At 70.9% G+C, this 22362-nt stretch carries 13 protein-coding genes; 6 read left to right on the top strand and 7 right to left on the bottom strand.

Features of this window, described 5'->3' with window-relative positions; all coding sequences use genetic code 11:
• Nucleotides 1-134 precede the first annotated feature (134 nt).
• Nucleotides 135-362, bottom strand: coding sequence for a DUF7455 domain-containing protein (locus C8E99_RS05590; RefSeq protein WP_115931454.1), 228 nt, complete (start codon nt 360-362; stop codon nt 135-137).
• 383 nt (nt 363-745) lie between these two features.
• On the opposite strand from C8E99_RS05590, the gene C8E99_RS05580 reads away from it, so the two are divergent.
• Nucleotides 746-2866, top strand: coding sequence for a DNA gyrase/topoisomerase IV subunit B (locus C8E99_RS05580; protein WP_115931452.1), 2121 nt, complete (start codon nt 746-748; stop codon nt 2864-2866).
• Nucleotide 2867: 1 nt separating this feature from the next.
• The gene (locus tag C8E99_RS05575) at nt 2868-3509 is read left to right on the top strand and encodes a class I SAM-dependent DNA methyltransferase (RefSeq protein WP_115931451.1); all 642 of its coding nucleotides are present in this window, start codon (nt 2868-2870) and stop codon (nt 3507-3509) included.
• Between the two features lie 3 nt (nt 3510-3512).
• On the opposite strand, the gene C8E99_RS05570 is transcribed toward C8E99_RS05575, so the two are convergent.
• From C8E99_RS05570 to C8E99_RS05550, 5 genes are all read right to left on the bottom strand, one after another.
• Nucleotides 3513-4511, bottom strand: coding sequence for an NAD-dependent epimerase/dehydratase family protein (locus C8E99_RS05570; RefSeq protein WP_115931450.1), 999 nt, complete (start codon nt 4509-4511; stop codon nt 3513-3515).
• Nucleotides 4508-7408: an alpha/beta fold hydrolase gene (locus tag C8E99_RS05565; protein WP_425452857.1), complete on the bottom strand. Its 2901-nt coding sequence runs from the start codon at nt 7406-7408 to the stop codon at nt 4508-4510. Before C8E99_RS05565 ends, C8E99_RS05570 begins: the two co-directional genes overlap by 4 nt.
• Nucleotides 7405-8427 (bottom strand): 3-oxoacyl-ACP synthase III, encoded by a 1023-nt coding sequence (locus C8E99_RS05560; RefSeq protein ID WP_211308990.1) that lies wholly within the window; start codon nt 8425-8427, stop codon nt 7405-7407. The genes C8E99_RS05565 and C8E99_RS05560 overlap by 4 nt, the downstream gene beginning before the upstream one ends.
• 177 nt (nt 8428-8604) lie before the next feature.
• On the bottom strand, nt 8605-9567 hold the full coding sequence (locus C8E99_RS05555; protein ID WP_115933251.1) for a M56 family metallopeptidase: 963 nt from the start codon (nt 9565-9567) through the stop codon (nt 8605-8607).
• 137 nt (nt 9568-9704) lie between these two features.
• The gene (locus C8E99_RS05550; protein WP_115933250.1) at nt 9705-10043 is read right to left on the bottom strand and encodes a BlaI/MecI/CopY family transcriptional regulator; all 339 of its coding nucleotides are present in this window, start codon (nt 10041-10043) and stop codon (nt 9705-9707) included.
• A gap of 201 nt (nt 10044-10244) precedes the next feature.
• On the opposite strand from C8E99_RS05550, the gene C8E99_RS05545 reads away from it, so the two are divergent.
• The 3 genes from C8E99_RS05545 (at nt 10245) to cydC (ending at nt 16772) form a co-directional block, all read left to right on the top strand.
• Nucleotides 10245-11840, top strand: coding sequence for a cytochrome ubiquinol oxidase subunit I (locus C8E99_RS05545; RefSeq protein ID WP_115931448.1), 1596 nt, complete (start codon nt 10245-10247; stop codon nt 11838-11840).
• A gap of 115 nt (nt 11841-11955) precedes the next feature.
• Nucleotides 11956-12975, top strand: a complete 1020-nt coding sequence (gene cydB / locus C8E99_RS05540) for a cytochrome d ubiquinol oxidase subunit II (RefSeq protein ID WP_115933249.1) — start codon at nt 11956-11958, stop codon at nt 12973-12975.
• Nucleotides 12972-16772: a thiol reductant ABC exporter subunit CydC gene (gene cydC / locus C8E99_RS05535; RefSeq protein WP_115931447.1), complete on the top strand. Its 3801-nt coding sequence runs from the start codon at nt 12972-12974 to the stop codon at nt 16770-16772. Before cydB ends, cydC begins: the two co-directional genes overlap by 4 nt.
• Here cydC and C8E99_RS05530 read toward each other — a convergent pair.
• Nucleotides 16759-19524, bottom strand: a complete 2766-nt coding sequence (locus C8E99_RS05530) for a DNA gyrase/topoisomerase IV subunit A (protein WP_245952104.1) — start codon at nt 19522-19524, stop codon at nt 16759-16761. The two genes, cydC and C8E99_RS05530, sit on opposite strands and share 14 nt — an antisense overlap.
• A gap of 95 nt (nt 19525-19619) precedes the next feature.
• Between C8E99_RS05530 and C8E99_RS05525 the strand changes: the two genes are divergently transcribed.
• On the top strand, nt 19620-22340 hold the full coding sequence (locus C8E99_RS05525; RefSeq protein WP_115931446.1) for a bifunctional acetate--CoA ligase family protein/GNAT family N-acetyltransferase: 2721 nt from the start codon (nt 19620-19622) through the stop codon (nt 22338-22340).
• The last annotated feature ends 22 nt before the right edge of the window (nt 22341-22362 follow it).

Genomic DNA, 22362 nt, shown 5'->3' with positions numbered 1-22362 from the left:
AAGGCCCGGCACCATCAGGTGCCGGGCCTTGGTTGTGATCGTGGACGCCGTTGATCCTGGACGTCCTGGATCGGCTGCGTCAGTGCCGGGTATGAGCCGAAGCCGGACGGGTGGCGATCCGAGGGAGAAGAGTCTCAGTCATCGTCCACGGGCTGCTTCTCGTGCAGCTTGTTCGTCTCGTCCTGCCACAGGGTGGTCTGCGGGCGAAGGGTCTCTTCCACTGCGCGGGAGTGGTGGCCGCAGAACAGCAGTTCGCCGCCGCTGTGCAGGACAGCGCGGACGTAGGCCTGGGCTCCGCAACGGTCGCAACGGTCGGCACCGGTCAGGACCGGCGGTTCAATCGTCGTGGCGGTGGTGGTCATGTTGGCCTCCTCATGTGGTGCCCCTGTTCCCCTCGGGCCGGTCCGCAGGGACCGGGGGGATCGGTACTTGAAGGGTACTGCGTACACCTACGGAACCATCATCCTCGCACTTTTGTTCGCAGGCGCGAGCGGGGAGGGCTGGTTTTCGCTGATTGCGTACCTGGTGGTGCTCCAGCTGCGCTCTGTCCCCGGCGCCCGACGTGGCCGGTATCCGTTGCGCCCGGCGTGACCCGTCACGGCTCGAGGTCAGCTGATGTGGCGCGGTCCCCGCTGGGTTCCCGCCGAACGGCGCCACGTGCCGATAACCTGAAGGACGATCATCAACCACCTCGTGAACCAGCGAGGGGACACAGCAGCAGTCATCAGGGAAGTTAGGGAAACGCATGTCCCGCAGCAGTGAGTACAACGCCCGGCACCTCTCCGTGCTGGAGGGCCTCGAGGCCGTCCGCAAGAGGCCCGGCATGTACATCGGCTCCACGGACTCCCGCGGCCTGATGCACTGCCTCTGGGAGATCATCGACAACTCCGTGGATGAGGCGCTGGGCGGCTATGGCCAGTCCATCGCCGTCACCCTGCACGCCGGTGGCGCTGTCGAGGTCGAGGACAACGGCCGCGGCATCCCGGTGGACATCGAGCCGAGGACCGGCCTGTCCGGCGTCGAGGTGGTCTTCACCAAACTGCACGCCGGTGGCAAGTTCGGCGGCGGCTCCTATGGTGCCTCGGGTGGGCTGCACGGGGTGGGCGCCTCTGTGGTCAACGCGCTCTCCTCCCGCCTGGACGTCCAGGTGTTCCGCGGTGGCAAGATCCACCAGCTGTCCTTCCACCGGGGCGAACCCGGTCAGTTCACGGACACGGGGTCCACCGCCCGGCCGGACGCTGCCTTCACTCCCTCGGCCGACCACTCGCCGATGGAGATCGTGGGCAAGGCCAAGCGCGGGCAGACCGGCACCCGGGTGCGGTACTGGGCGGACGAGCAGATCTTCACGCCCGATGCGAAGTTCTCCTACGAGGACCTGCAGCAGCGGGCCCGGCAGACCGCCTATCTCATCCCCGGACTCAAGATCACGCTGCGGGACGAACGCCGGCTGCCGGATACTCCCGGCGAGATGGGACCCCATGAGGAGGTCTTCCACTACGACGGCGGCATCTCCGAGTTCGTGGACCACCTCTCCTCCGTCAGCCCCATCACCGATGTGTGGCGGCTGCAGGGCTCCGGCACCTTCTCCGAACGGGTCCCGGTCCTGGGCGAGGACGGCCGCTCGGCGATGCAGGACGTGGAGCGTGAGTGCGAGGTGGACATCGCCCTGCGCTGGGACGTCGGCTACGACACCCACTTGCGCTCGTTCGTCAACATCATCTCCACTCCCAAGGGCGGCACCCACCAGTCGGGCTTCGAGCAGGCGCTGCTGAAGACCGTCCGCAAGGTCGTGGAGGCCAATGCCCGCAAGCTCAAGGCCGGCAACGACAAGCTGGAGAAGGACGACGTACTGGCCGGGATGACGGCGGTGCTGACGGTGCGCCTGGCCGAACCACAGTTCGAGGGGCAGACCAAGTCGGTTCTCGGCACTCCGGCCGTGCGCCAGATCGTGGCCAAGGTGGTCGAGCAGCAGCTCGGCGCGATCCTGAAGTCGACCAAGAAGCACGAGAAGAACCAGGTTTCGGTGCTGCTGGAGAAGGTCGTCTCGGAGATGAAGTCCCGCATCTCGGCCCGGACGCACAAGGAGAACCAGCGGCGCAAGAACGCCCTGGAGACCTCCACCATGCCGGCCAAGCTGGCCGATTGCCGGACCACGGATGTGGCGTCCTCGGAACTGTTCATCGTGGAGGGTGACTCCGCCCTCGGCACGGCCAAGCTGGCCCGCTCCTCGGACTTCCAGGCCCTGTTCCCGATCCGCGGCAAGATCCTCAATGTGCAGAAGGCGTCCGTGGGGGACATGCTCTCGAACGCCGAGTGTGCCGCCCTGATCCAGGTGGTCGGCGGTGGTGCCGGCCGCAGTTTCGACCTGTCCTCCGCGCGGTACGGCAAGGTCATCCTGATGACGGATGCGGATGTGGACGGCGCGCATATCCGCACCCTGCTGCTCACCCTGTTCTTCCGCTACATGCGCCCCATGGTCGAACAGGGACGCGTGTTCGCCGCCGTGCCGCCCCTGCACCGGGTGGAGATCATCCACTCCGGCAGCAAGGCCAACGAGGTGGTCTACACCTACTCGGAGAACGAGCTGCACGTCCTGCTGGCCCGTCTTCAGAAGGAGGGCAAGAACTACAAGGAACCGATCCAGCGGTACAAGGGCCTGGGGGAGATGGACGCGGACCAGCTGGCGGACACCACCATGGACCCGCGCGTGCGGATGCTCCGCCGGGTCACCATCCCCGAGGCGGAGGAGGCCTTGCAGCGGGCAGAACACGTCTTCGACCTGTTGATGGGCTCCAATGTGGCACCGCGCAAGGACTTCATCATCTCCGGTGCCAGCGAACTCGACCTCGACCGTATCGACACCTGAGGTGACGTCCGAACCCTGGCCCCGCCAGCCCGGCTACGATGCCCTGGCGGAGCTGTACGACCGGACCTTCCCGGGCCCCTGGCAGCGGCCGCTGGACCGGCACTCCGTGGACGCCTTCGCTGACGCGCTGCCCCGCGGCGGGACCATCCTGGATCTGGGCTGCGGCACCGGCCATGTCACCGTCGAGCTGGCCTTCCGCGGCTTCAACACGATCGGCGTGGACCCCTCGGCCCGGATGCTGGAGATCGCGCGGAAGCGCTATCCGCAGCGCACCTGGATCACAGGGGACGCCCACTTTCCCGCCGCCGACCCGGTGGTGCGCGCCGCCGGTCCCGTCAGCGGGATCCTGGCCCGGTTCAGCCTGATCCACGTTCCACCCGAACAGGTTCCGGCGGTCCTGCAGTCCTGGGCGGCGCACACGGAGCCCGGCTGCCAGGTGCTCCTGGTGTTCCAGGGACTGTTGGAGTCCGGGCAGGACGTGGAGGAGTTCCCGCACGCGGTGGCCCGGGCCTGGCGATGGAATCCGTCGTCGTTGGCCCAGGCACTGGACGAGGCCGGCTTCGCCGAAACGTGGCGGGCCATCGTCTGCCCTGACCAGGGCCACGAGTATCCCGAGTGCCATCTCAGCGCCGTGCGGCGTTAGAGCCTACCGTCGTCGGTAGTGCGCGGCCAGCAACTCCAGCCCGCGGTCGATGGACACGGCAGGCACCCAGTCCAGCTTCGCCCGGGTGCGGCGCTGGTCGAACCAATGCGCCGTGGAGAGCTGTTCGGCCAGGAACCGCGTCAGCGGGGGCTCGTCCCCGTCCCGGCCGAGATCGGCCGCCTCCCAGATCCGTTCGATGACGGCACCGGCGCGGCGGGCGAGGCCACCGGGGATCCGCAGCCGGGGCTCGGGGGCACCACCGGCCGTGGCCAGACCCCGGATGAGCTCGCCCACCGGGCGGGGCTCTCCGTTGGTGACCACGAGTGCCTCCCCGTGGACCCGGTCCACGGCGGCGACGGCAGCCACCACGGCGTCCACGGCGTTATCCGAGTACAGGGTGTCAATCAGGGCGGCGGCCGGCCCGAGCAGCGGCATGCGGCCGGCCCGGGCGCGGTCGATGATGCGTTCGGTCAGCTGCGTGTCCCCGGGTCCCCACATCAGGTGCGGGCGCAGGGCGAGCACGCGCAGATCCGCGCCGTCCGCAGCCAGGGCCAGCAGTTCCCCGGCGGCCTTGGTGCGGGCGTAGTGGCCGCGCGCGCGGTCCGGGTCCGCCGGCCCGGCACCTTCGCCGACGATCGACGTCCCGGCATGGGCCACGGACGGCGAGGAGATGTGGACGAATCGCTCGGCACCCGCCCGGCGGGCGGACTCCAGGACGGTCGCCGTGCCCCCGATATTGACCTGCTCGAACTCCTGGGCGGGTCCGGAGACGGAGACCTTGGCCGCCACGTGGACCACTGTGTCCCGGCCGGACATGGCCCGCTCGACGGCCGCGGCATCGGTGACCGTGCCGAGGACGTCACGGGCGCCGGCCACCCCGGAGGGGCGGCGCTGCAGGGTCACGACGTCGGCGCCGGACTCCACGAGGCGGCGCGCCACCCCCGATCCCAGGAGGCCGGAGGCGCCGGTGACGAGGACGCGGAGAGGCGGTGCGGCCTTCATGGGGTGCCCACCTTGCCGCCGGACAGGACCCGCTCGGCCCACTGGGCGATCCGGGTGCGGTCGATCTTTGAGTTGTGACGGATGTCCACGGGGACTCGGTCCGTCACGAGCACCGCCGCCACGGGAATCGGCGCTGCGGCAGCCCGCACGGACGCCGTCAGCTCGCTGGGGGCCAGTCCGGGGCGGGTCGTCCGGGCACGGTCCGGCGCGGAGACCTCGACGACGGCGACGACGGCCTGGGTGCCCCGGGGGCCCACCCCGACGACTGCCGATCGGGACACGCCGTCGAGGGCGTCGATGCGCGCCTCGGGGCCACCGGGCGCCACGGGCCCGGCGGCCGTGATGGCCACATGCTGGAGGCGGCCCTCGATCCAGAGCCGGCCGGCGCTATCCAGGTGGCCCACGTCCTGGGTGCGGTGCCAGTCCAGCCCGTCCTTGGTGTCCCGCCTGCTCAGGGAGTCGGTCAGCCACAGCCGGTCATAACCCGACTTCTGGTGCGGGGCCGAGATGACGACCTCGCCCAGGATTCCGGCGGCGTCGGGGCCCTCAAGGAGCGTCCCAGTCGGGTTGCCGTCGGCGTCCAGCGGGTCGATGGCGATGCGCACGGGGCCCACGGGGTGGCCCACGCACACGCCGTTATCCGGCGTGCTCGCGTCCGCCGTGGGATCCACGGCCTGGGCCGAGAGCTCGGTGATCGCGTTCCGGTCGATGTCCGCCAGCAGGAGGGCCTCGGTCATGCCGTAGGGCGAGTGGAACTCGGCCCGGGGGAAGAGGTCGGCCACCTGGGCCATCAGCTGGGGGTAGACCGGGGCGCCGGCGGACAGCACCAGGTCGATGCGGCCGAGCACGGCGTGGTCCTCCGGTCCGAGCTGACCAGCGGTCGCCACGACGTTGCGCAACGCGGCAGGAGAAGCGAAGAGGATGGTGGCATGACCGGCCCGGGCGGCCTCGGCGACGGCCCGCGCCGTGAGGCTGGCGGGTCGGGTCACGGACATGTCCGGGGTGACCGAGGTGGCGCCGATGGCCGGCCCCAGTAGGGCGAAGGGGGCGAACCCGGCCAGCAGGGAGGAGCCGGGCCGGACGTGGAAGACGTCCTGCAGCAGTCCGGCCAGCGCCGAGAGGCGGCCGTGTGTGTAGAGGACGCCCTTGGCCGGTCCCGTGGAGCCGGAGGTGTAGAGGATGGCGGCCGGATCGGTGGGGGCGGGCACGTGGACGGTGCCGTCCGCGTGCCGCGGGCCCGAGAACCGGCTCCCGTCATGGTCGTGGGCCATCCGGTAGAGACTGTCTTCCACGCCGAGGGCTCGGGCCAGGGGCGTGGGCAGCGTGGAGACGGAGAGGCGGCGTCCCGGCCAACGCTGGGACCGGGCGACGGCGAGTCCGGGGACCTTGCCGATGACCCAGTCCGGCCGTGCCGCCCGCACGGCGCGGGTCATGCCGGCCACGCCCAGACCGGCATCGGCGACCACCACGACGGCACCGATCTTCAGTGCCGCATACAGGGCAGCGGTGAGGTCCCGTCCGGGGGTGACCATCATGGAGATCCGGTCCCCGGGGCGGACTCCGCGGGCGACGAGGCCGGTGGCGATGGCGTCCACGACGCTGGACAGGCGGTTCCAGCTCAGCGGTGTCTGGTCGTCCCCGGCCATGTCCACGAGGGCCGGGGCGGAACTGTCACGCCAGTCGTCCAGGTAGGACCACAGCGGTCGGCCGGTGGTCTCATTCCAGTGGCCGGTCGCGGTGCCGGAGCCCACGGCGGACCGAGCCTCACCCTCACCTTCAGCCTCGTTGGTGTCGGTGGCGGAGCCGTTGCCGACGCCGGCATGGAGGACCCGGGTGCGGGCGGTGCCGTCGAGCACCTGTCCAGCCCACCGCAGGATTGGGGTGGCGATGTCCACGTCCTCCGCCAGCAGGTGCCCGGCGGTCTCGAACCGGTGCAGGTCGGCCTGGGGGAGCCGCTGCAACAGGTCAGCCTGGTACCGGTCCAGGAACACCGGGTCCTTCGGGCCCCACAGCAGCAGGGCCGGTCGGGTGAAGGTGGCCACGGAGTCGGCCACTCGGCGCAGTTCCGGATGAGAGGCGTGCTGCGGTCCCACAGGGATGTCCGCGACGAAGCCGCCGATCCCACCCCGGCGCTCCGCAGACGTGTAGGGAGCGTGATAGGCGGCCTTGAGTTCGCGGTCCAGGCCGGGATGACCGAGTGCCGTCGTCACCCGCAGGAAGGCATCGGTCACGACGGTGGAGCCGGGCAGCAGCGGGCCGGCGAGGGCCGCCTGCAGGGGGACCGGGATCGGCTGGGACTCGTCGTGGTGGAGGGCGGTGTTGAGGGTCATCGCGGCGGCCACCAGGTCCTGGTGGCGGCCGGCCCAGCCGAGGGAGACGACGCCGCCCCAGTCGTGGCCCAGGGTCAGCAGCGGGTGGCCGGCGCGGGCCTGGACGTCGAGTCCGAGGGCGGTGACGAGGGCATCGAGGTCGGCGAGACGGCCGCCCAGGGTGCGGTAGCCGGCGTCGTTCGCGGACACCGGATCCGGGGTGCCGGCCGCAGCCGCAGGTCGGGGGAGGGACCCGTGCGGCAAGCGCTCGGAGAAGCCCATGTCCAGCTGGTCCGGGGCGACCACGCGCCACACGGGGCCCTCGCCCTGCAGGGCGGCGCGGACCGTCGCGGCGGCCAGGGAGCGCCACAGGTAGGACCAGGTCGGGTTGCCGTGCACGGCCAGGATGGTGCCGTCCGGCTCCACGCCGGCCTGGGCCAACACGTCCCCGGTGTCCAGCACGTGCAGGGTCCGCTGGCCGTCAACGGTGGCGATCGGCACCAGGGCGCTCCAGGCGGGGTCCCAGCCGGGGAGGGGGACGGAGGCGGAGTCGGCCGGCAGGGTGGCTGGGGCGGCGGGGATCCTCACCAGGCGATCTCCAGCATGGCGGTGTTGAGCCCGGAGCCGACGCCCATGCAGAGCACCTTGTCGCCGGCCGACAGCTGGTCCACCTCCCGGGCCAGGGTGATCGGCAGGGACGCCGGCCCGACGTTGCCGAGCTCGGGGAAGGTGACGGGGAACAGTGACGGGTCCAGGCCGGTCGCCTCGGTGATCGAGTCGGTGTGGAGCCGGGAGACCTGGTGGGTGACGTAGCGGTCCATGGTGGCCCAGCCCCAGTCGGCGGGGACGTCGTTCCAGGCGTCCATGACGAGCTCCAGTCCGTCCTTGAGCAGGGCGGTGGAGTCCGTGAACATGCCCTTGTGGTCACCCACGCACAGGTCATGGTGGTCCGTGCCGGCGCGGGTGATGCCACGGACGATCCGGTGGCCCTCGGGGTGCTGGTCCGTGCGCCCGATGATGGCTGCGGCGGCACCGGAGCCCAAAGTCAGAGAGGCGAACTGTTCCATGAAGTTGGTGCGGTCCACGCCGTCCTGCTTCAGGTTCTCCAGGGTGGCCTGCTGGACCTTGACGGAGTCCTCGCCGGCCACGACGACGGCATAGTCGACCTGACCGGAGTCGATCATGGAGGCGGCCAGGGTGATGCCGTTGACGAAGCCCAGGCACGCGTTCGTGATGTCGAAATTCGTGGCCGAGGTGGGCAGGCCCATCTCGTGGTGGATGCGGACGGCCACGGACGGTTCGAGGGTCTCGCGCGTGACGGAGGTGTTGACCATGAGCCCGATCTGGTCCGGCCGGACGCCGGCCTTCTCCAGGGCCTGGCGGCCGGCTTCCGCGGCGCCCAACTGGAAGTGGCCGGGGTGCTCCCAATTGCGGCGTGCATTGACGCCTGCGACGCGGGGCAGCAGGCCCTTGGGCAGCCGCAGCCCCTTCAGGACGTCAGCCAACTCCTCGTCGAGCTGTGCACTGGTCACAGTGACAGGAGCCAGTACTTCCGTCACGGAGAGGAGTGAAGCGTTGGAGTGACGGAATGTCGCGTTGCCTTGCACTATGGGGCCTGGTCCGTTCGTGGGGGTCAAAGGGGTCGGAAGAGAGCGAGGTGACCGTGGAGGCCACCAACGCACCAGCCTAGCGAACCCCAGCCGGTCGAAAGCCGGGAGTCGGCTGGGAGGCTCCTGAGTGACGGCCGGAAGCTCGGACGGGCCGCGCGGAGGTGGCGACCGTGGCTACAGCAGCAGCACGAGCGGGAAGACGGCCAGGCACAACGCTGCCAGGACGACCACGAGGCGCACTGCCACCGGCAGGGGGTCGGCGGGGGACAGTAGGCGGTACAGGCGCAGGGTCAGGGGGACGGACCCATCACCCTGGACGTTCTCCACCCGTGACGGGGCCGGTGCCGGTGACGTCGGTGCCCCGGCCTCACCGGTGAGCACGATGGCCCGCACCAGGTCTCGGCGATCGTGGACGGCGAGCGCGGCGTCGTCCGCCATCATCTCGGTGAGGCCGGCCACGGCCCGTTGGGCCATCGCCGTGGTGGGCAGCCAGGCCACGGCGCGGTGCCAGGCCTCGAAGGCCAGTCGGAGCAGGTCGTGCCGTTGGCGAAGGTGCGCCCGCTCATGAGCCACGACGGCGGCCACTTCCGGTTCGGACAATTGGTCCAGCAGGCCGCGGGACAGGACGGTGAGGGAACCGGTCAGGCCGGGCAGGCAGTAGGCCAGTGGGACATCGTGGGGCAGCACCCGCGTGGGGGTCCCGGAGATGCCCTCCGCCAGGCGGCTGCGTTCCGACGGCGGCGCCGCCAGGAGTTCGACCATCTGACGGTGGCGGCGTCGGTTGGCCACGGTCCTCACGGCGGTGACGGCCAGGGTGAGTACGAGGTGGGCGAAGAGCATCAGGGCGAGGGTGGCGGCGGCGATGCGGGTGGGCAGCCACGGGTCGTGCGCAAGCAGGGGGATCCAGGAACCCTCCACGAGGGCCCGGATGAACGCGGGGGCCGCCTCGACCACGGTGTCCCCGAAGGGGGTGAGTCCCCACAGGAGGGGGAAGCCGATCAGGGACAGGCCGCCGGCGAGGGCGACGGACTGCCAGAGCGCCATGGCGGCAGCGGGAGCCCTGCGGACCCAGCGCGCGCGGCTGAGCAGGACCGGGGCCGGCCAGGCCAGGATCACGGCCAGCGCGGCGAGCAGCATGACGGACACGAGGGAAAGTCTAGAGGGCGGAATCCCTGGCTTTCAGTTGACTTGGGGTGGGTGCCTGGGCGTCAGACCCACCCCAAGTCGACTCAAAGTCGGGATCGTGAGTCGGGAAGTCGGTATCGCGAGGTGGATCAGGATTCCAGAAGCCGACGCACGGCTGCGGCCTCATCGGGGCCGATGCCACCGATGAAGCGGGCGAGGACTGCCTCGCGGTCCGGCACGGAGCCGAGTACCTCGTTGAGCAGGCCGACGGTGTGGTCCTCACGGGACGAGGCGGCGGCATAGCGATGGGGCCGGCGCCCGCCGTCGCGGTGGACCAGGCCCTTCTTCTCCAGGCGTGACAGCACGGTGAGCACGGTCGTGACGGCGAGGTCCCCGGCCAGGGCGTCGCGCACGTCATTGGCCGTATGGGCTCCCGGCCGGTCCCACAGCAGGTCCATCACGGACCGTTCCAAATCTCCCAGTGCCACGGGCGCCTCCCTCAAAGCAATGATCTCCACCACAGGTGTCCATCTGGACTCGACTTTATTCTACAGGACGTAGAACTTGGGGTTACTCTGGTTTCTACAAGCTGTAGAAGTCGAGTGCCGGACGCTCCCTTCGCCCTGGTGAGGCGGCGTTCGGTCCGGACCGGTGCGGACCCCACTCCGCACCGAGGGAAGGGTGTACCCATGGATCCCCTGGACATTGCCCGGTGGCAGTTCGGCATCACCACCGTGTATCACTTCATGATGGTCCCGCTGACCATCGGGCTGGGCCTGGTGGTGGCCACCCTGCAGACCATGTGGCACCGCACCGGCCGGGAGCACTACCTGCGGATGACGAAGTTCTGGGGGAAGCTCTTCCTCATCAACTTCATCATGGGCGTGGCCACCGGACTGGTGCAGGAGTTTCAGTTCGGGATGGCCTGGTCCGAGTACTCCCGCTTCGTCGGAGATGTGTTCGGGGCCCCGTTGGCGCTGGAGGCGCTCGTGGCGTTCTTCCTGGAGTCAGTGTTCCTCGGTCTCTGGATCTTCGGCTGGCAGCGGTTGCCGAAGCGGGTGCACCTGGCCTCGATCTGGTGCGCCGTCATCGGCACCGTGTTCTCGGCCTACTTCATCCTGGCCGCCAATGCGTGGATGCAGCATCCGGTCGGGGTCGAGATGGTGGACGGCCGCCCCGTGATGAACGACATCTGGGCCGTGCTGACCAACAACACCCTGCTCGTGCACTTCCCGCACACCCTGGCCGGCGCCCTCTCGGTGGCCGGCGGTTTCCTGCTCGGCATCGCGTGGTTCCACCTGTGGAAGCGGCGCCGGGACGGCATCGACACCGTGGCCGCGGACGGCACCGTGGTGGTGGGCACCACCGGCTCCAAGGGCCGGGATGAAACCGACTACCGGGTCTGGTACTCCTCCTTGCGGTGGGGTGCCTGGATCGCGCTCGTGGCCTTCCTCGGCACCGCCTTCAGCGGTCACGCCCAGGCGCAGCTGATGATCCAGCAGCAGCCGCTGAAGATGGCGGCCGCCGAGGCGGCCTGCCATGACGGGACGGCGTTCTCCGTGCTCTCCGTGGCCGACCTGCGTAGCGACGGGGCCACCGACTGCGACGACGTCGTGGGCGTCTTCGAGGTCCCCGGCCTGCTGTCCTTCCTGGCCCACAACAACTTCACCACCGACGTTCCCGGTGTGAACACGCTCATCCCGCAGTACCAGGAGGACTACGGCACCCATCTGCCGGACGATCCGATGTACGGCGAGCGAGCCGGCCAGGAGATCGATTACCTGCCGGTCATGGAGGTCACCTACTGGGGCTTCCGCATCATGATCACCTTCGGTGGTCTCGCGGCTCTGGCAGCGGCGATCGCACTCTGGTTGACGCGGAAGGGGACCGTGCCGGCGTCCAAGCCGCTGATGCGGCTGGCCGTGGCCGGCATCCTGGCTCCGTTCGGCGCCAATGCGGCCGGGTGGATCTTCACCGAGATGGGACGTCAGCCATTCGTGGTGGCCCCGAACCCCGACCCGACGGGAATCGACCAGGTCTGGATGTACACGGCCGCGGCTGTGTCCCCGGGGGTCAGCGCGGCGGAGCTGTTGTTCTCGCTCATCCTTCTCACCACCATCTACGCGGTGCTCCTGGTCGTGGAGGTCGTCCTGCTCACCCGCTACGTCAAGGGCGGGGTGCCGGCCGGCATGCCCGAACTCACGCAGGACGAGCACGATGACGACGGCGGCGGCGCGGGGAAGGACGGCACCGTTGACTCCGATGTCCTCGCCTTCGCGTACTGACCATGCCCCTGCGGTCCCCGAGACCGCTCCGATGCCTTTGACCGCTCCGCCCACCCAGACCACCCAGACCACCCAGACCACCCCGACCCCCGAGAGGTAGACCGCCATGGAATCGATCGAGTTCCTTCCCACCTTCTGGTTCATCCTGGTGGCCGTGCTCTGGGTGGGCTACCTCTTCCTCGACGGCTTCGACCTCGGCGTCGGCATGCTGATGAGGGGCTGGGCCCGCAATGAGAGCCAGCGCCGCGTCATCCTCAACACCATCGGCCCCGTCTGGGACGGCAACGAGGTCTGGCTGGTCACCGCGGCGGGTGCCACGTTCGCCGCCTTCCCGCTCTGGTACGCGGCCCTGTTCGCCGGCCTGTACATCCCCCTGACGATCACCCTGCTGGCCCTGATCCTCCGGGCCGTCTCCATCGAATACCGCGGCAAGGCCCTGACCGCCCGGAACCGGGACCGGTGGGACTGGTGCATGGCTGGCGGCTCCGCCGTGGCCGCCTTCAGCATCGGGCTGATGCTGGCCGTGTCCACCACCGGCCTGCCGCTGAACGCCAACGGCGACCGAGTGGGCGGACCGTTCGCCTGGTTGTCCTGGGAGGGGGTGGTCGGTGGCCTGGCCGTCGTCGGGTTCTCGCTCGCCATGGGCTGGGCCTATCTCGGCCTGAAGACCGACGGCGCCCCGCGGGAGGCTGCGCACCGCCACCTCACCCGCTGGCTGCCCCTCTACCTGCTGCCGATGGGGGCGTGGGGCGTCGCGGTGGTCTCACGCCAGGACAGTCTCATCCCGTGGATCCTGCTGGCCCTGGCCTTGGCCGCCGCGCTGGGAGCCCTGATGGCGGCCCAGCTCCGCCGCGAGGGCTGGACCTTCATTGCCCTGGGCGCCTCCCTGCTGACCGGCGCCGCGGGCATCTTCCTGGCGGTGTTCCCCGTGGTGCTGCCCTCCACCATCGATCCGGCCTTCAACCTCACGGCCATGAACGCCTCCTCCTCGGAGTACACGCTGAACTTCATGGCCTGGGTCGCCGTAATCATGGTGCCGATCATCCTGGCCTACTCGGCCTTCGTGTACTGGGTCTTCCGGCAGCGGTTGCACGAGACGCACATCCCGGAGTCGCACGTGGTGACACCGGTGTGAGACCCGAACTGCCCACCTCCAGGACCGGCCGGGCCGCCCTGGCCCTGCTGGCCCTGCTCGCCGGGGTCAAGGCCGCCGGCTGGATCCTGCTCGCCACCGCCCTGGCCCGGGGCATCACCTGGCTGGCCGAGCGACTGCCCGCTCCGGAGAGCAGCGACCTCCTCGGCCTGCTCTTCGCACCGGACCCGGCGTCCTACGACCCGCTCGCCCACGGGCTGCTCTCGGACGCAGCCGGCACCACCCTCGCCCAGGTCATGACCCTGGGTCTGGCCGGTGTCCTTGCCCGGGCCGCAGCCACGTGGGGACAACAGGTGTTCTCCCGGCGTGCGGCCCTGGGCGCCAAGGAGGAGCTGCGCCACCGGATGGTCACCCACCGCCTGGCCTCTGCCGGTGCCGGGGCGGACCGGGCAGGTGAGGACTCCGTGCTCGCCTCCTCCGGCCTGGACGGGCTCGACAAGTACTTCACCCAGTACCTGCCCGCCCTGCTGACCGCCGCGGTCATGCCGCTCGTCCTCGGGGTGTGGATCCTCACCCACGACTGGATCTCGGCCGTGGTGCTGGTGTTGACGATCCCGCTCATCCCCGTGTTCATGGTCCTGATCGGGCGGTACACCGAGGATCGTGTCCAGCAGGCTGCCGAGGGACTGGACCGGCTGTCCCACCACGTGCTGGAACTGGCGCGGGGCCTGCCCGTCCTGGTCGGACTCCGCCGGGCCGGAACGCAGCGTCAGGCGCTGGCGGGGGTCTCGGACCGCTACCGGGCCACCACCATGACCACCCTGAAGACGGCCTTCATGTCCGGGTTCGCCCTCGAGCTGATCAGCACCCTGTCCGTGGCCGTGGTCGCCGTCTTCATCGGAGTGCGGTTGGTCTACGGGGAGCTCGACCTCTACACCGGGCTGCTCGTGCTCACCCTCGCCCCCGAGGTCTACCTGCCCTTCCGGGACATCGGCGCCGCCCACCACGCCTCCGAGGATGGAGTGGAGGCCCTGCGCCGCGCCCGCGCCGACCTCGATCGTCCCGTCCCGGCTTCGCTCTCGGACGTCCTCAGCAGGGACGTCGCGCCGGCCGGAGTGCCGGTCGTTGAACCAGCCACCGGCCAGGGTGCGGGCCCGGCCGCAGACCCGGCTGCCCACCCGGGGGAGGACCGGCTGGTACTCCGAGATCTCGGCATCGCCTATCGGGACCCCGACGGCGGGACGTTCCCGGCCGTCGTCGGGCACCTGGACCTTGACCTGGCCCCCGGTGACCTGGCCGTCCTCGGCGGACCCAGCGGGACGGGCAAGACGACGGTCCTGTCCGCCCTCGCCGGGGTGCTACGGGGCGGCGAGGCCGAGTTCACCGGCACGGCCGCGGGGCTGGCCGGCCGGCGCATGGCCTGGCTCGGCCAGCACCCCGCATTCAGCGAACCGACGGTCGGCGCCGAGCTGGCGCTGTACGCCCTGGCGTCCGCGGGTCCGGACGGCACCCCGGGCCGGGGCGGCGACGACGGCCTCCTGGTGGCCGAGGCGCTCGCCGCCTGCGGCCTCGACGGGTTCGCACCCCGCCACCCGGACGAGCTCAGTCCCGGGGAACGACGCCGGCTCGGCCTGGCACGCGTGCTGGTCCGCCTGATGGCGGCTCCTGCCGTGGACTCCGCCGCCTGGCTGATCGTCCTGGACGAGCCGACGGCCCACCTCGATACCGAGAACGCGCAACGGATCCGCGCCATCCTGGCCGCGCTGCGCTCCGGGCGCCTGCCGGGCGGCCGTGCCGTGGAGGCCATCCTGCTGGTGGCCTCGCATGACCGTGACCTGCAGGCGCTCGCGGACAAGGTCATCGGGGCGCCGACGGGGGGACCGCAGAGGCCCCCGGCATCGCAGGAGCCGCACCTGCCGCCGCATCATCAGCAGCCGCCGGTCGCGGCCTGGAGCGCGACGCCGGACTCGGACCACGGCGGCGCCACCGTCACCGCAGCCGAAGTGGGGACCCCGACCGCGGTCGAGTCGCCGGGCGTGCCCGGTGCCGACCCGCGGACGGGGACCAACTCCTGGCGGCGCTGGCGCGGCTGGCTCCGGCTCTTGCCGCTGACAGAGCGGACGTTCATCGCAGGCGTGGCCTGGGCGACGGCAGCCACGCTGGCCGCCGCGCTGTTGTCCGCTCTCTCCGGGTGGCTGATCGTGCAGGCGGCCTACCAGCCTCCCGTGCTCTACCTGCTCTCGGTGATTGTGCTGGTGCGGTTCTTCGGCATCGGCCGCGCCCTGTTCCGCTACCTCGAACGGCTGGACACCCATGACGCGGTGCTGGCCTGGGCGAACCGGATCCGGCTGCGACTGTGGGACGCCCTCGGCTCGCAGGCGACCCAGTGGGGCCGGCTGACCCGTTCCGGCGGGGCGCTGTCCGTGCTGGTGGCGGACGTGGACGAGCTGCGCGATGCGATGCCGCGCGTGGTCGTCCCGGTTCCGGCCGCCATCATCAGTTGGCTGATCACCGTCCTCATCGTGGTCCTGATGGCCCCGGCGGCCTGGTGGCCCGCGGTGGTCGCCGGGCTGGCCGGACTCGTCCTGGTGCCGCTCGTGGTGGGGCTGGCCGATCGGCAGACCACCCGCGCCCTGACGGACCACCGGACCGGGCTGCTGCAGCGCACCACCGCCCTGTTCGCGGCGGCCCCGGACCTGGCCGGCAACGGCGCGGCAGCCCTCGCCGCGGATCGGTTCGGCGTGGCGGACCGCGCCGCGGACCGTCCCCTGAAGCGCAATGCGGCGGCCGCCGGACTCGGGCAGGCCCTCGCCTCCCTGCTCTCCGGCTGGGCGGCAGTGCAGACCCTGGTGCTCTGCGTCCAGAACGGCGTGACCGCACCCGTCACCGCCATGGTCGTGTTCCTGCTGCTGGCCCTGGCCGAGCCCCTGGGCCTGTACAGCACGGCCTGCCAGGAGGCGGCGATCCTGTCCCGGCAGCTGGCCAAGACCGCACCTCTGCTCACCGCGGGGAACGACTCGGGCACTGCCTCGGGCACTGCCTCGGGCACTACCTCGGGCACCGCCCCGGAGATCGTCAGCCAACCTGACGCCGAGTCCGATTCCGAATCTGAGTCCGGGGCCGTCACCGACCCCGACGCCGACCCAGTTGCCGAACCGGTTGCCGTCACCGGGATCGAGCTCTCGGCGGCCGCCGTACGTTACCCCGGGACGGGGACGGACGTGTTCCAGGACCTGGACCTGACGGTCCGCCGCGGCCAGCTCGCAGTTGTCACCGGACCTTCGGGCTCCGGGAAGTCGACACTGCTGGCGGTCCTGCTCGGCTTCCTGCGGCCACGGCGGGGCCGGTACGTCCTGGAGACCGCCGGTGGCCCGGTGGGCTCGCCAGACGCCGTCCTGAGCGCCGTGGCCTGGTGTCCGCAGGACGCCTACCTGTTCGACTCCACGCTGCGCTCCAACCTGAACCTGGCCCGGGATCCGGACGATCGTCCCTCGGACGGTGAGCTCGTCTCGGTCCTGCAACTCGTGGGCCTGGGGGACTGGTTGGACGCCACCCCGAGCGGCCTGGACACGAGGGTAGGGCCCTCCGGACACTTCCTCTCCGGCGGCCAGCGCCAGCGGGTGGCCGTCGCCCGGGCGCTGATGGCCCGGGCCGACGTCGTGCTCCTGGACGAACCGACGGCCCATCTGGGGGCCGACGAGGCAGCCGACCTGGTGGCGGACCTGCGCGCCGCCCTGGCGGACCGCACAGCGGTGATGGTGACCCATGACCGCCGGTTCGCCGGCTCCGGCCAGGTGCACCTGGACCTGGACGGAGCCGGAGCGGTCAGTCCCCGGTGATCACCGCATCGGAACCGGCCGCGAAGGGGTCGGTGTCCGTCGGCGCCTCGGCCAGGCCGCGGCGGCCCTCGGTCTCGCCGAACAATGCCTCTCCGAAGAGGGCCTGCTCTGCGCTGTCCGCATCGGTGCCGCCGCCCCCGGGCTGAGCGGCGGCGGACGCTCCGCCGGCAGCAGCACCGGGCTCGGAGTCCGGGGCGGAGGCGACCGGAGAGGACCCGGCGCCGAGGGCCTCGACGAGCTGGTCCATGGCCAGCCCGGAGCCGTCCCGGGGGCCGAACTCGGCCGGCAGCGCACGGGCCACACCCTGGGCGGAGGCCCCGAGCGCGGGCTCGGCGCCAGCCCACGCCAGGGACAGCAGGGTCTCGCCCTTGAGCAACCGGTGGGCGCGGACACCGCTGGTGGCGCGGCCCTTCGCCGGGTACTCGTCCAGCGGGGTCCTCTTCACGGACCCCGGAACGGTGCCGGGCAGCGTGTCCTCACCCGTCGCCACGGTCACGACGACGGCCCGGTGGCCCTGATCCGCATCCTCACCGACGGTGTCGGCCGGGACAGCGGAGAAGGAGATCACGGCATCGTCCGCGGCCACTTTGATACCGGCCATGCCGCCGGCGGTACGGCCCTGCGGCCGCACCAGTGATGCGGCGTAGCGCAGCAGTTGGCCCTTGCGGGTGATGAAGACCAGCTGGTCCTCATCGCGGGCGGTGCCGGCGCCGACGACCACGTCGTTGCCCTTGAGCGCGATGGCGTCGAAGTCGTCACGGTTCAGGGGCCACTCGGGGTTGACACGCTTGACGATGCCGTTCTGGGTGCCCAGCGCCAGCACGGTGTTCAGGGGCACCAGGGCCACGAGCGATTCGCCGCGCTGCAGGGTGAGGAAGTCCTTGACCTTCACCCCCGCGGTGAGATTCGGCGTGGGGGAGGAGTCGGTCAGGGCTGGGATGTCCACGACCTGCACGCGCTGGATGCGCCCCGAGGAGGTGAGGGCACCGATCTCACCCCGCGCCGTCGCCGGGACCACCGAGCGGTAGGCATCATGGCGCTGGCGGCGCCCGCCCGTGGCCAGCGGGGTGTCATCGGCGGTACGGGCCAGCTGGCCGGCCGTGCTGAGCACCACCCAGCACGGGGTGTCCGGGACCATGAGCCCGTCCGAGCCGCCACCCGGCAGGGCGGCCCGGGCGGATGCACCGGCACCGGCCGCCGGGCTGGCCCCGGCGGTGGCGCTGACGGGCGCGAGGTTTTCAGACTCCAGCAGCACCGTGCGGCGGTCGTCGCCGTGCTCCTCGGCCACGTCCGCCAGCTCACCGGAGACGAGGTCGCGCAGCCGCTGCTCGGAGGCGAGGATGGCCTCGAGCTCGGCGATCGCCTTCCGCAGTTCGTCCTGCTCGGCCTCGAGGTCGAGTCGGGAGTACTTCGTCAGCTGGCGCAGGCGCAGCTCGAGGATGTGGTTGGCCTGGATCTCGGTCAGGTCGAAGACGCCCATCAGCCGGGTCCGGGCCGCCGCCGTGTCATCCGAGGTGCGGATGATCTGGATGACCTCGTCGATGTCCACGAGGGCCAACAGCAAACCCTCGACCAGGTGCAGGCGATCCTGCTTCCGGCCCAGGCGGTAGGCGCTGCGCCGGCGGACCACGTGGATCCGGTGGTCCACGTACACCTGCAGCAGCTCCTGCAGGCCAAGGGTGCGGGGCTGGCCGTCCACGAGCGCCACGTTGTTGATGCCGAAGGACTCCTCCAGCGGCGTCGTCTTGTACAGCTGGGCCAGGACGCCCTGCGGATTGAAACCGCTCTTGAGCTCGATGACGAGCTTGAGGCCGTTCTTGCGGTCGGTCAGGTCCAGGACGTCCGCGATGCCCGTGAGCTTCTTCGCGTTGACGGCGTCCTTGATCTTCTCGATCACCTTCTCCGGGCCGACGCCGTAGGGCAGCTCGGTGACCACCAGTCCCGTCTTGCGGGCGGTCACCTGCTCGACGGCGACCTTGGCTCGCATCTTGAAGGAGCCGCGCCCGGCCGCGTAGGCGTCCCGCACCCCGTCGAGGCCGACGATGCGGCCGCCCGAGGGCAGGTCGGGCCCGGGAACGTGTTCCATGAGGTCCGCCAGGGTCGCCTCGGGATGGGCGAGCAGGTGGCGGGCCGCGGCGATCACCTCGCGCAGGTTGTGCGGGGCCATGTTGGTGGCCATGCCGACCGCAATGCCAGAAGCGCCGTTGACGAGCAGGTTCGGGAAGGCGGCCGGCAGCACGGCGGGCTGCAGGAACTGGTTGTCGTAGTTCGGCACGAAGTCCACCACGTCCTCGTCCAGCGAGGTCGTCATGGCCAGGGCGGCCGGCGCGAGCCGGGCCTCTGTGTAGCGCGGGGCGGCGGGGCCGTCGTCGAGGGAGCCGAAGTTGCCGTGCCCGTCCACCAGCGGCAGGCGCTGGGAGAACGGCTGGGCCAGGCGCACCATGGCGTCGTAGATCGCCGTGTCACCGTGCGGGTGCAGTTTGCCCATGACCTCGCCGACCACGCGGGCGGACTTCACGTGGCCCTTGTCCGGGCGCAGCCCCATCTGGTTCATCATGTACAGGATCCGCCGCTGCACCGGCTTCATGCCGTCCCGGGCGTCCGGTAGGGCGCGGGAGTAGATCACCGAATACGCGTACTCGAGGAACGAGGTCTCCATCTCCGAGGAGACGTCGATGTCCACGATGTTCTCCTGCTCCAGCGGGATCGCCTGGGCGGCCGGAGCGGAGTTTTTCTTGGGGGTACGGGCCATGGGGTGCTCTGAAGTCCTTGTCGATCGCCGGTCGGTCGCGGGCCTGCCGCGAGAACGCGCCAGCGCGAGGGGCGGGAATTGTCTACTGTGATCCTATGGGTGAGAAGCCGAAAACCCCCGAATATCCGGCCTACTGGGAAGCCGATGTCGTCTTGCGGGACGGCACCACTGCACATCTGCGCCCGGTGCGGCCCGAGGACGCCTCGGGGCTGGCCCGGATGCACGAGGGGCAGTCACAGAGCTCCATCTACCTGCGTTTCTTCACCTTCAAGTCCTCCCTGTCCCGCAAGGAGCTGGAGCGCTTCACCCACGTGGACTACCGGGACCGGGTCGCGTTCGTGGCGCTGCGGGGCGAGGAGATCCTGGGCGTCGGCCGCTACGACCGGCTGGATGATCCCCTCGAGGCCGAGGTGGCCTTCAACATCTCGGACGCCTCTCAGGGCAAGGGCATCGGCTCGATCCTGATGGAGCACCTGGCCGTGGCCGCCCGCGAGAACGGCATCCGCCGGTTCACCGCGGAGGTGCTGCCGGAGAACCGCAAGATGCTCTCCGTCTTCCAGGACACCGGGTTCGAGGTCTCCCGGCACTTCGACGACGGCGTGGTTGCCGTCGCCTTCTCGATCGACCCCACCGCCAAGTCCCGCGCGGTCATGGAGTCCCGTGAGCACCGCGCCGAGGCCCGGTCCGTGGCGGAGCTGCTCGCGCCCGAGGCCGTGGCTGTGATCGGCGCCAGCCGCCAGTGGGGCTCCGTGGGCTTCGCCCTGCTGCAGAACATCATCGAGGGCGGGTACACAGGCCCGGTCTACGGCATCAACCCCGAGGCGCTGGAGGTGGCCGGGATGATCTCCCGCGCCACCCTGGCGGAGGTCCCCGGGCCCGTGGACCTCGCCGTGATCGCCGTGCCGGAGGCCGAGGTCCCCGCCGTGGTGCAGGACTGCGCCCGCCACGGCGTCAAGGGCCTGCTGGTGGTCACCACCGGATACGCCGACGCCGGCCAGGAGGGCCTGGTGCGCCAGCGCGCCCTGGTCCGCCAGGCCCGGGCCAACGGCATGCGCGTGATCGGCCCGGCCTCCGCGGGACTGATCAACACCGCGCCCGAGGTCTCCCTGAACGCGTCCGTGTCCCCGTTCCTGCCCGTGCGCGGACCCGTGGGGCTGTTCTCCCAGTCCGCGGTCATCGGCGTCACCCTCTTCGCTGCGGCCCACCGTCGGGGCATCGGCCTGTCCTCCATCCTCTCGGCGGGCAACCGCGCGGACGTCTCCGGCAACGACGCCATGCAGTACTTCGAGGACGATCCGGCCACCAATGCCGTGGGCGTCTACCTCGAGTCGTTCGGCAACCCCCGCAAGTTCTCCCGCATCGCCCGGCGCCTGTCCCGGTCCAAGCCCGTGGTGGTGGCACGCTCCGATGTGATGGGCCGGCGCCTGCCCCCCGGCCACGAGACCCGCACCACGCAGGCCCCCACCGGGGCTGTCGACTCCATGCTGGAGCAGACCGGTGTCATCCAGGTCGAGAACCACGATGACCTGATGGACCTGATGCAGACGGTGGCCAGCCAGCCCCTGCCGGCGGGCCGCCGCGTGGGCGTGGTCGGCAACTCCCTGGCCTTGAACCGGGTGGTGATGGACGCCGTGGAACACCACGGTCTGACCGTGGCCAGCACCGTCCTCGTTCCCCACCTGGACGGCGCGCACGTGGTGGACGAGGCGGTGCGGGCGGTGGGCCACGCCGTGTCCGAAACCATCGCCTCCGGGGAGGTGGACGCCCTCCTGGTGGTCACCCAGGCAGGCATGCACCAGGAGGTGGGCGACGCCGACCGGCTGGCTGCCGCGGTCGAGGAGGCCTCCCGCGGAACGTCCATCACAGTCCTGGCCTCGCTGACCGGTGTCCTGGACCTCACCTACCGATCGGCCAGTTTGCGAGGCTCCGGGCCGGCCACCGAGGACGGGCTGCAGCGCGGGATCCCCGTCTTCTCCTCACCCGAACAGGCCGCCCACGTCCTGTCCCGCCTCGCTTGGTACAGCGCCTGGCGGGAGGCCGAGGCCGGGGTGCCCGTGGAACCCGAGGGAGTCGACCGCGACCGCGCCGAGGAACTCATCGAAGGCTGGGCCCCGCGCGCTCACGGCACCGACCTGGTCCGCCTCACGGCGGAGGAGGCCGGGGAACTGCTCGGATGCTATGGCATCCGGGTGCTACCCGCGGCCCGCTTCACCACCGAGGACGAGGCCGTCCAGGCGGCCGACCGCCTGGGCTGGCCCGTGGCGGTCAAGGCCGTGGACTCCTACCTGCGCCACCGCCTGGACCTCGGCGGGGTACGGCTCAACATCGTGGACGCCGAATCGCTGCGGCGCAACGTGGCCCAGATGCGCCAGGTCTTGGAGCCGTTCGGCAGCCCCGGCCTCGAAGTGCAGTCGATGGCCCCCTCCGGGCAGGCCTGCACCATCACCGCCCTCGAGGACCCGCTCCTGGGACCGGTGGTCTCCTTCGGCATCGCCGGGGACGCCGTGGACCTGCTGGACGACTGGGTCCACCGGGTGCCACCGCTGACCAACCAGGACCTGGACCGGATGATCCGCGCGCCGCGGGCCGCCGCCAAGCTCTTCGGCTATGGGGGACTGCCCGCCGTGGACACGGACGCCCTGCAGGACCTGTTGGCCCGGGTGGCCGCCCTGAAGGACGACCACCCGCAGGTGGCCCGGATCAGGTTCAACCCGGTGCTGGCCTCAGACCGGGGCGTCACGGTCCTCTCCGCGGACATCGACGTGGCCAACGCCGCCCAACGGACCGACTCCGCACGCCGGGCGATGCGGGACTGACCGGCCGGCCCTGCCGATAGCA

The sequence above is a fragment of the Citricoccus muralis genome, assembly GCF_003386075.1.
In the GTDB taxonomy this organism is placed as follows: domain Bacteria; phylum Actinomycetota; class Actinomycetes; order Actinomycetales; family Micrococcaceae; genus Citricoccus; species Citricoccus muralis.
The sequence above is the reverse complement of the archived record's forward strand: the minus strand, read 5'-3'. Positions and strand labels throughout refer to the sequence as shown.

Coding starts and splice junctions, on each gene's coding strand:
- C8E99_RS05590 (WP_115931454.1), bottom strand. CDS start 362: ATGACCACCACCGCCACGACGATTGAACCGCCGGTCCTGACCGGTGCC.
- C8E99_RS05580 (WP_115931452.1), top strand. CDS start 746: ATGTCCCGCAGCAGTGAGTACAACGCCCGGCACCTCTCCGTGCTGGAG.
- C8E99_RS05570 (WP_115931450.1), bottom strand. CDS start 4,511: ATGAAGGCCGCACCGCCTCTCCGCGTCCTCGTCACCGGCGCCTCCGGC.
- C8E99_RS05555 (WP_115933251.1), bottom strand. CDS start 9,567: ATGCTGCTCGCCGCGCTGGCCGTGATCCTGGCCTGGCCGGCCCCGGTC.
- C8E99_RS05545 (WP_115931448.1), top strand. CDS start 10,245: ATGGATCCCCTGGACATTGCCCGGTGGCAGTTCGGCATCACCACCGTG.
- C8E99_RS05530 (WP_245952104.1), bottom strand. CDS start 19,524: ATGGCCCGTACCCCCAAGAAAAACTCCGCTCCGGCCGCCCAGGCGATC.
- C8E99_RS05525 (WP_115931446.1), top strand. CDS start 19,620: ATGGGTGAGAAGCCGAAAACCCCCGAATATCCGGCCTACTGGGAAGCC.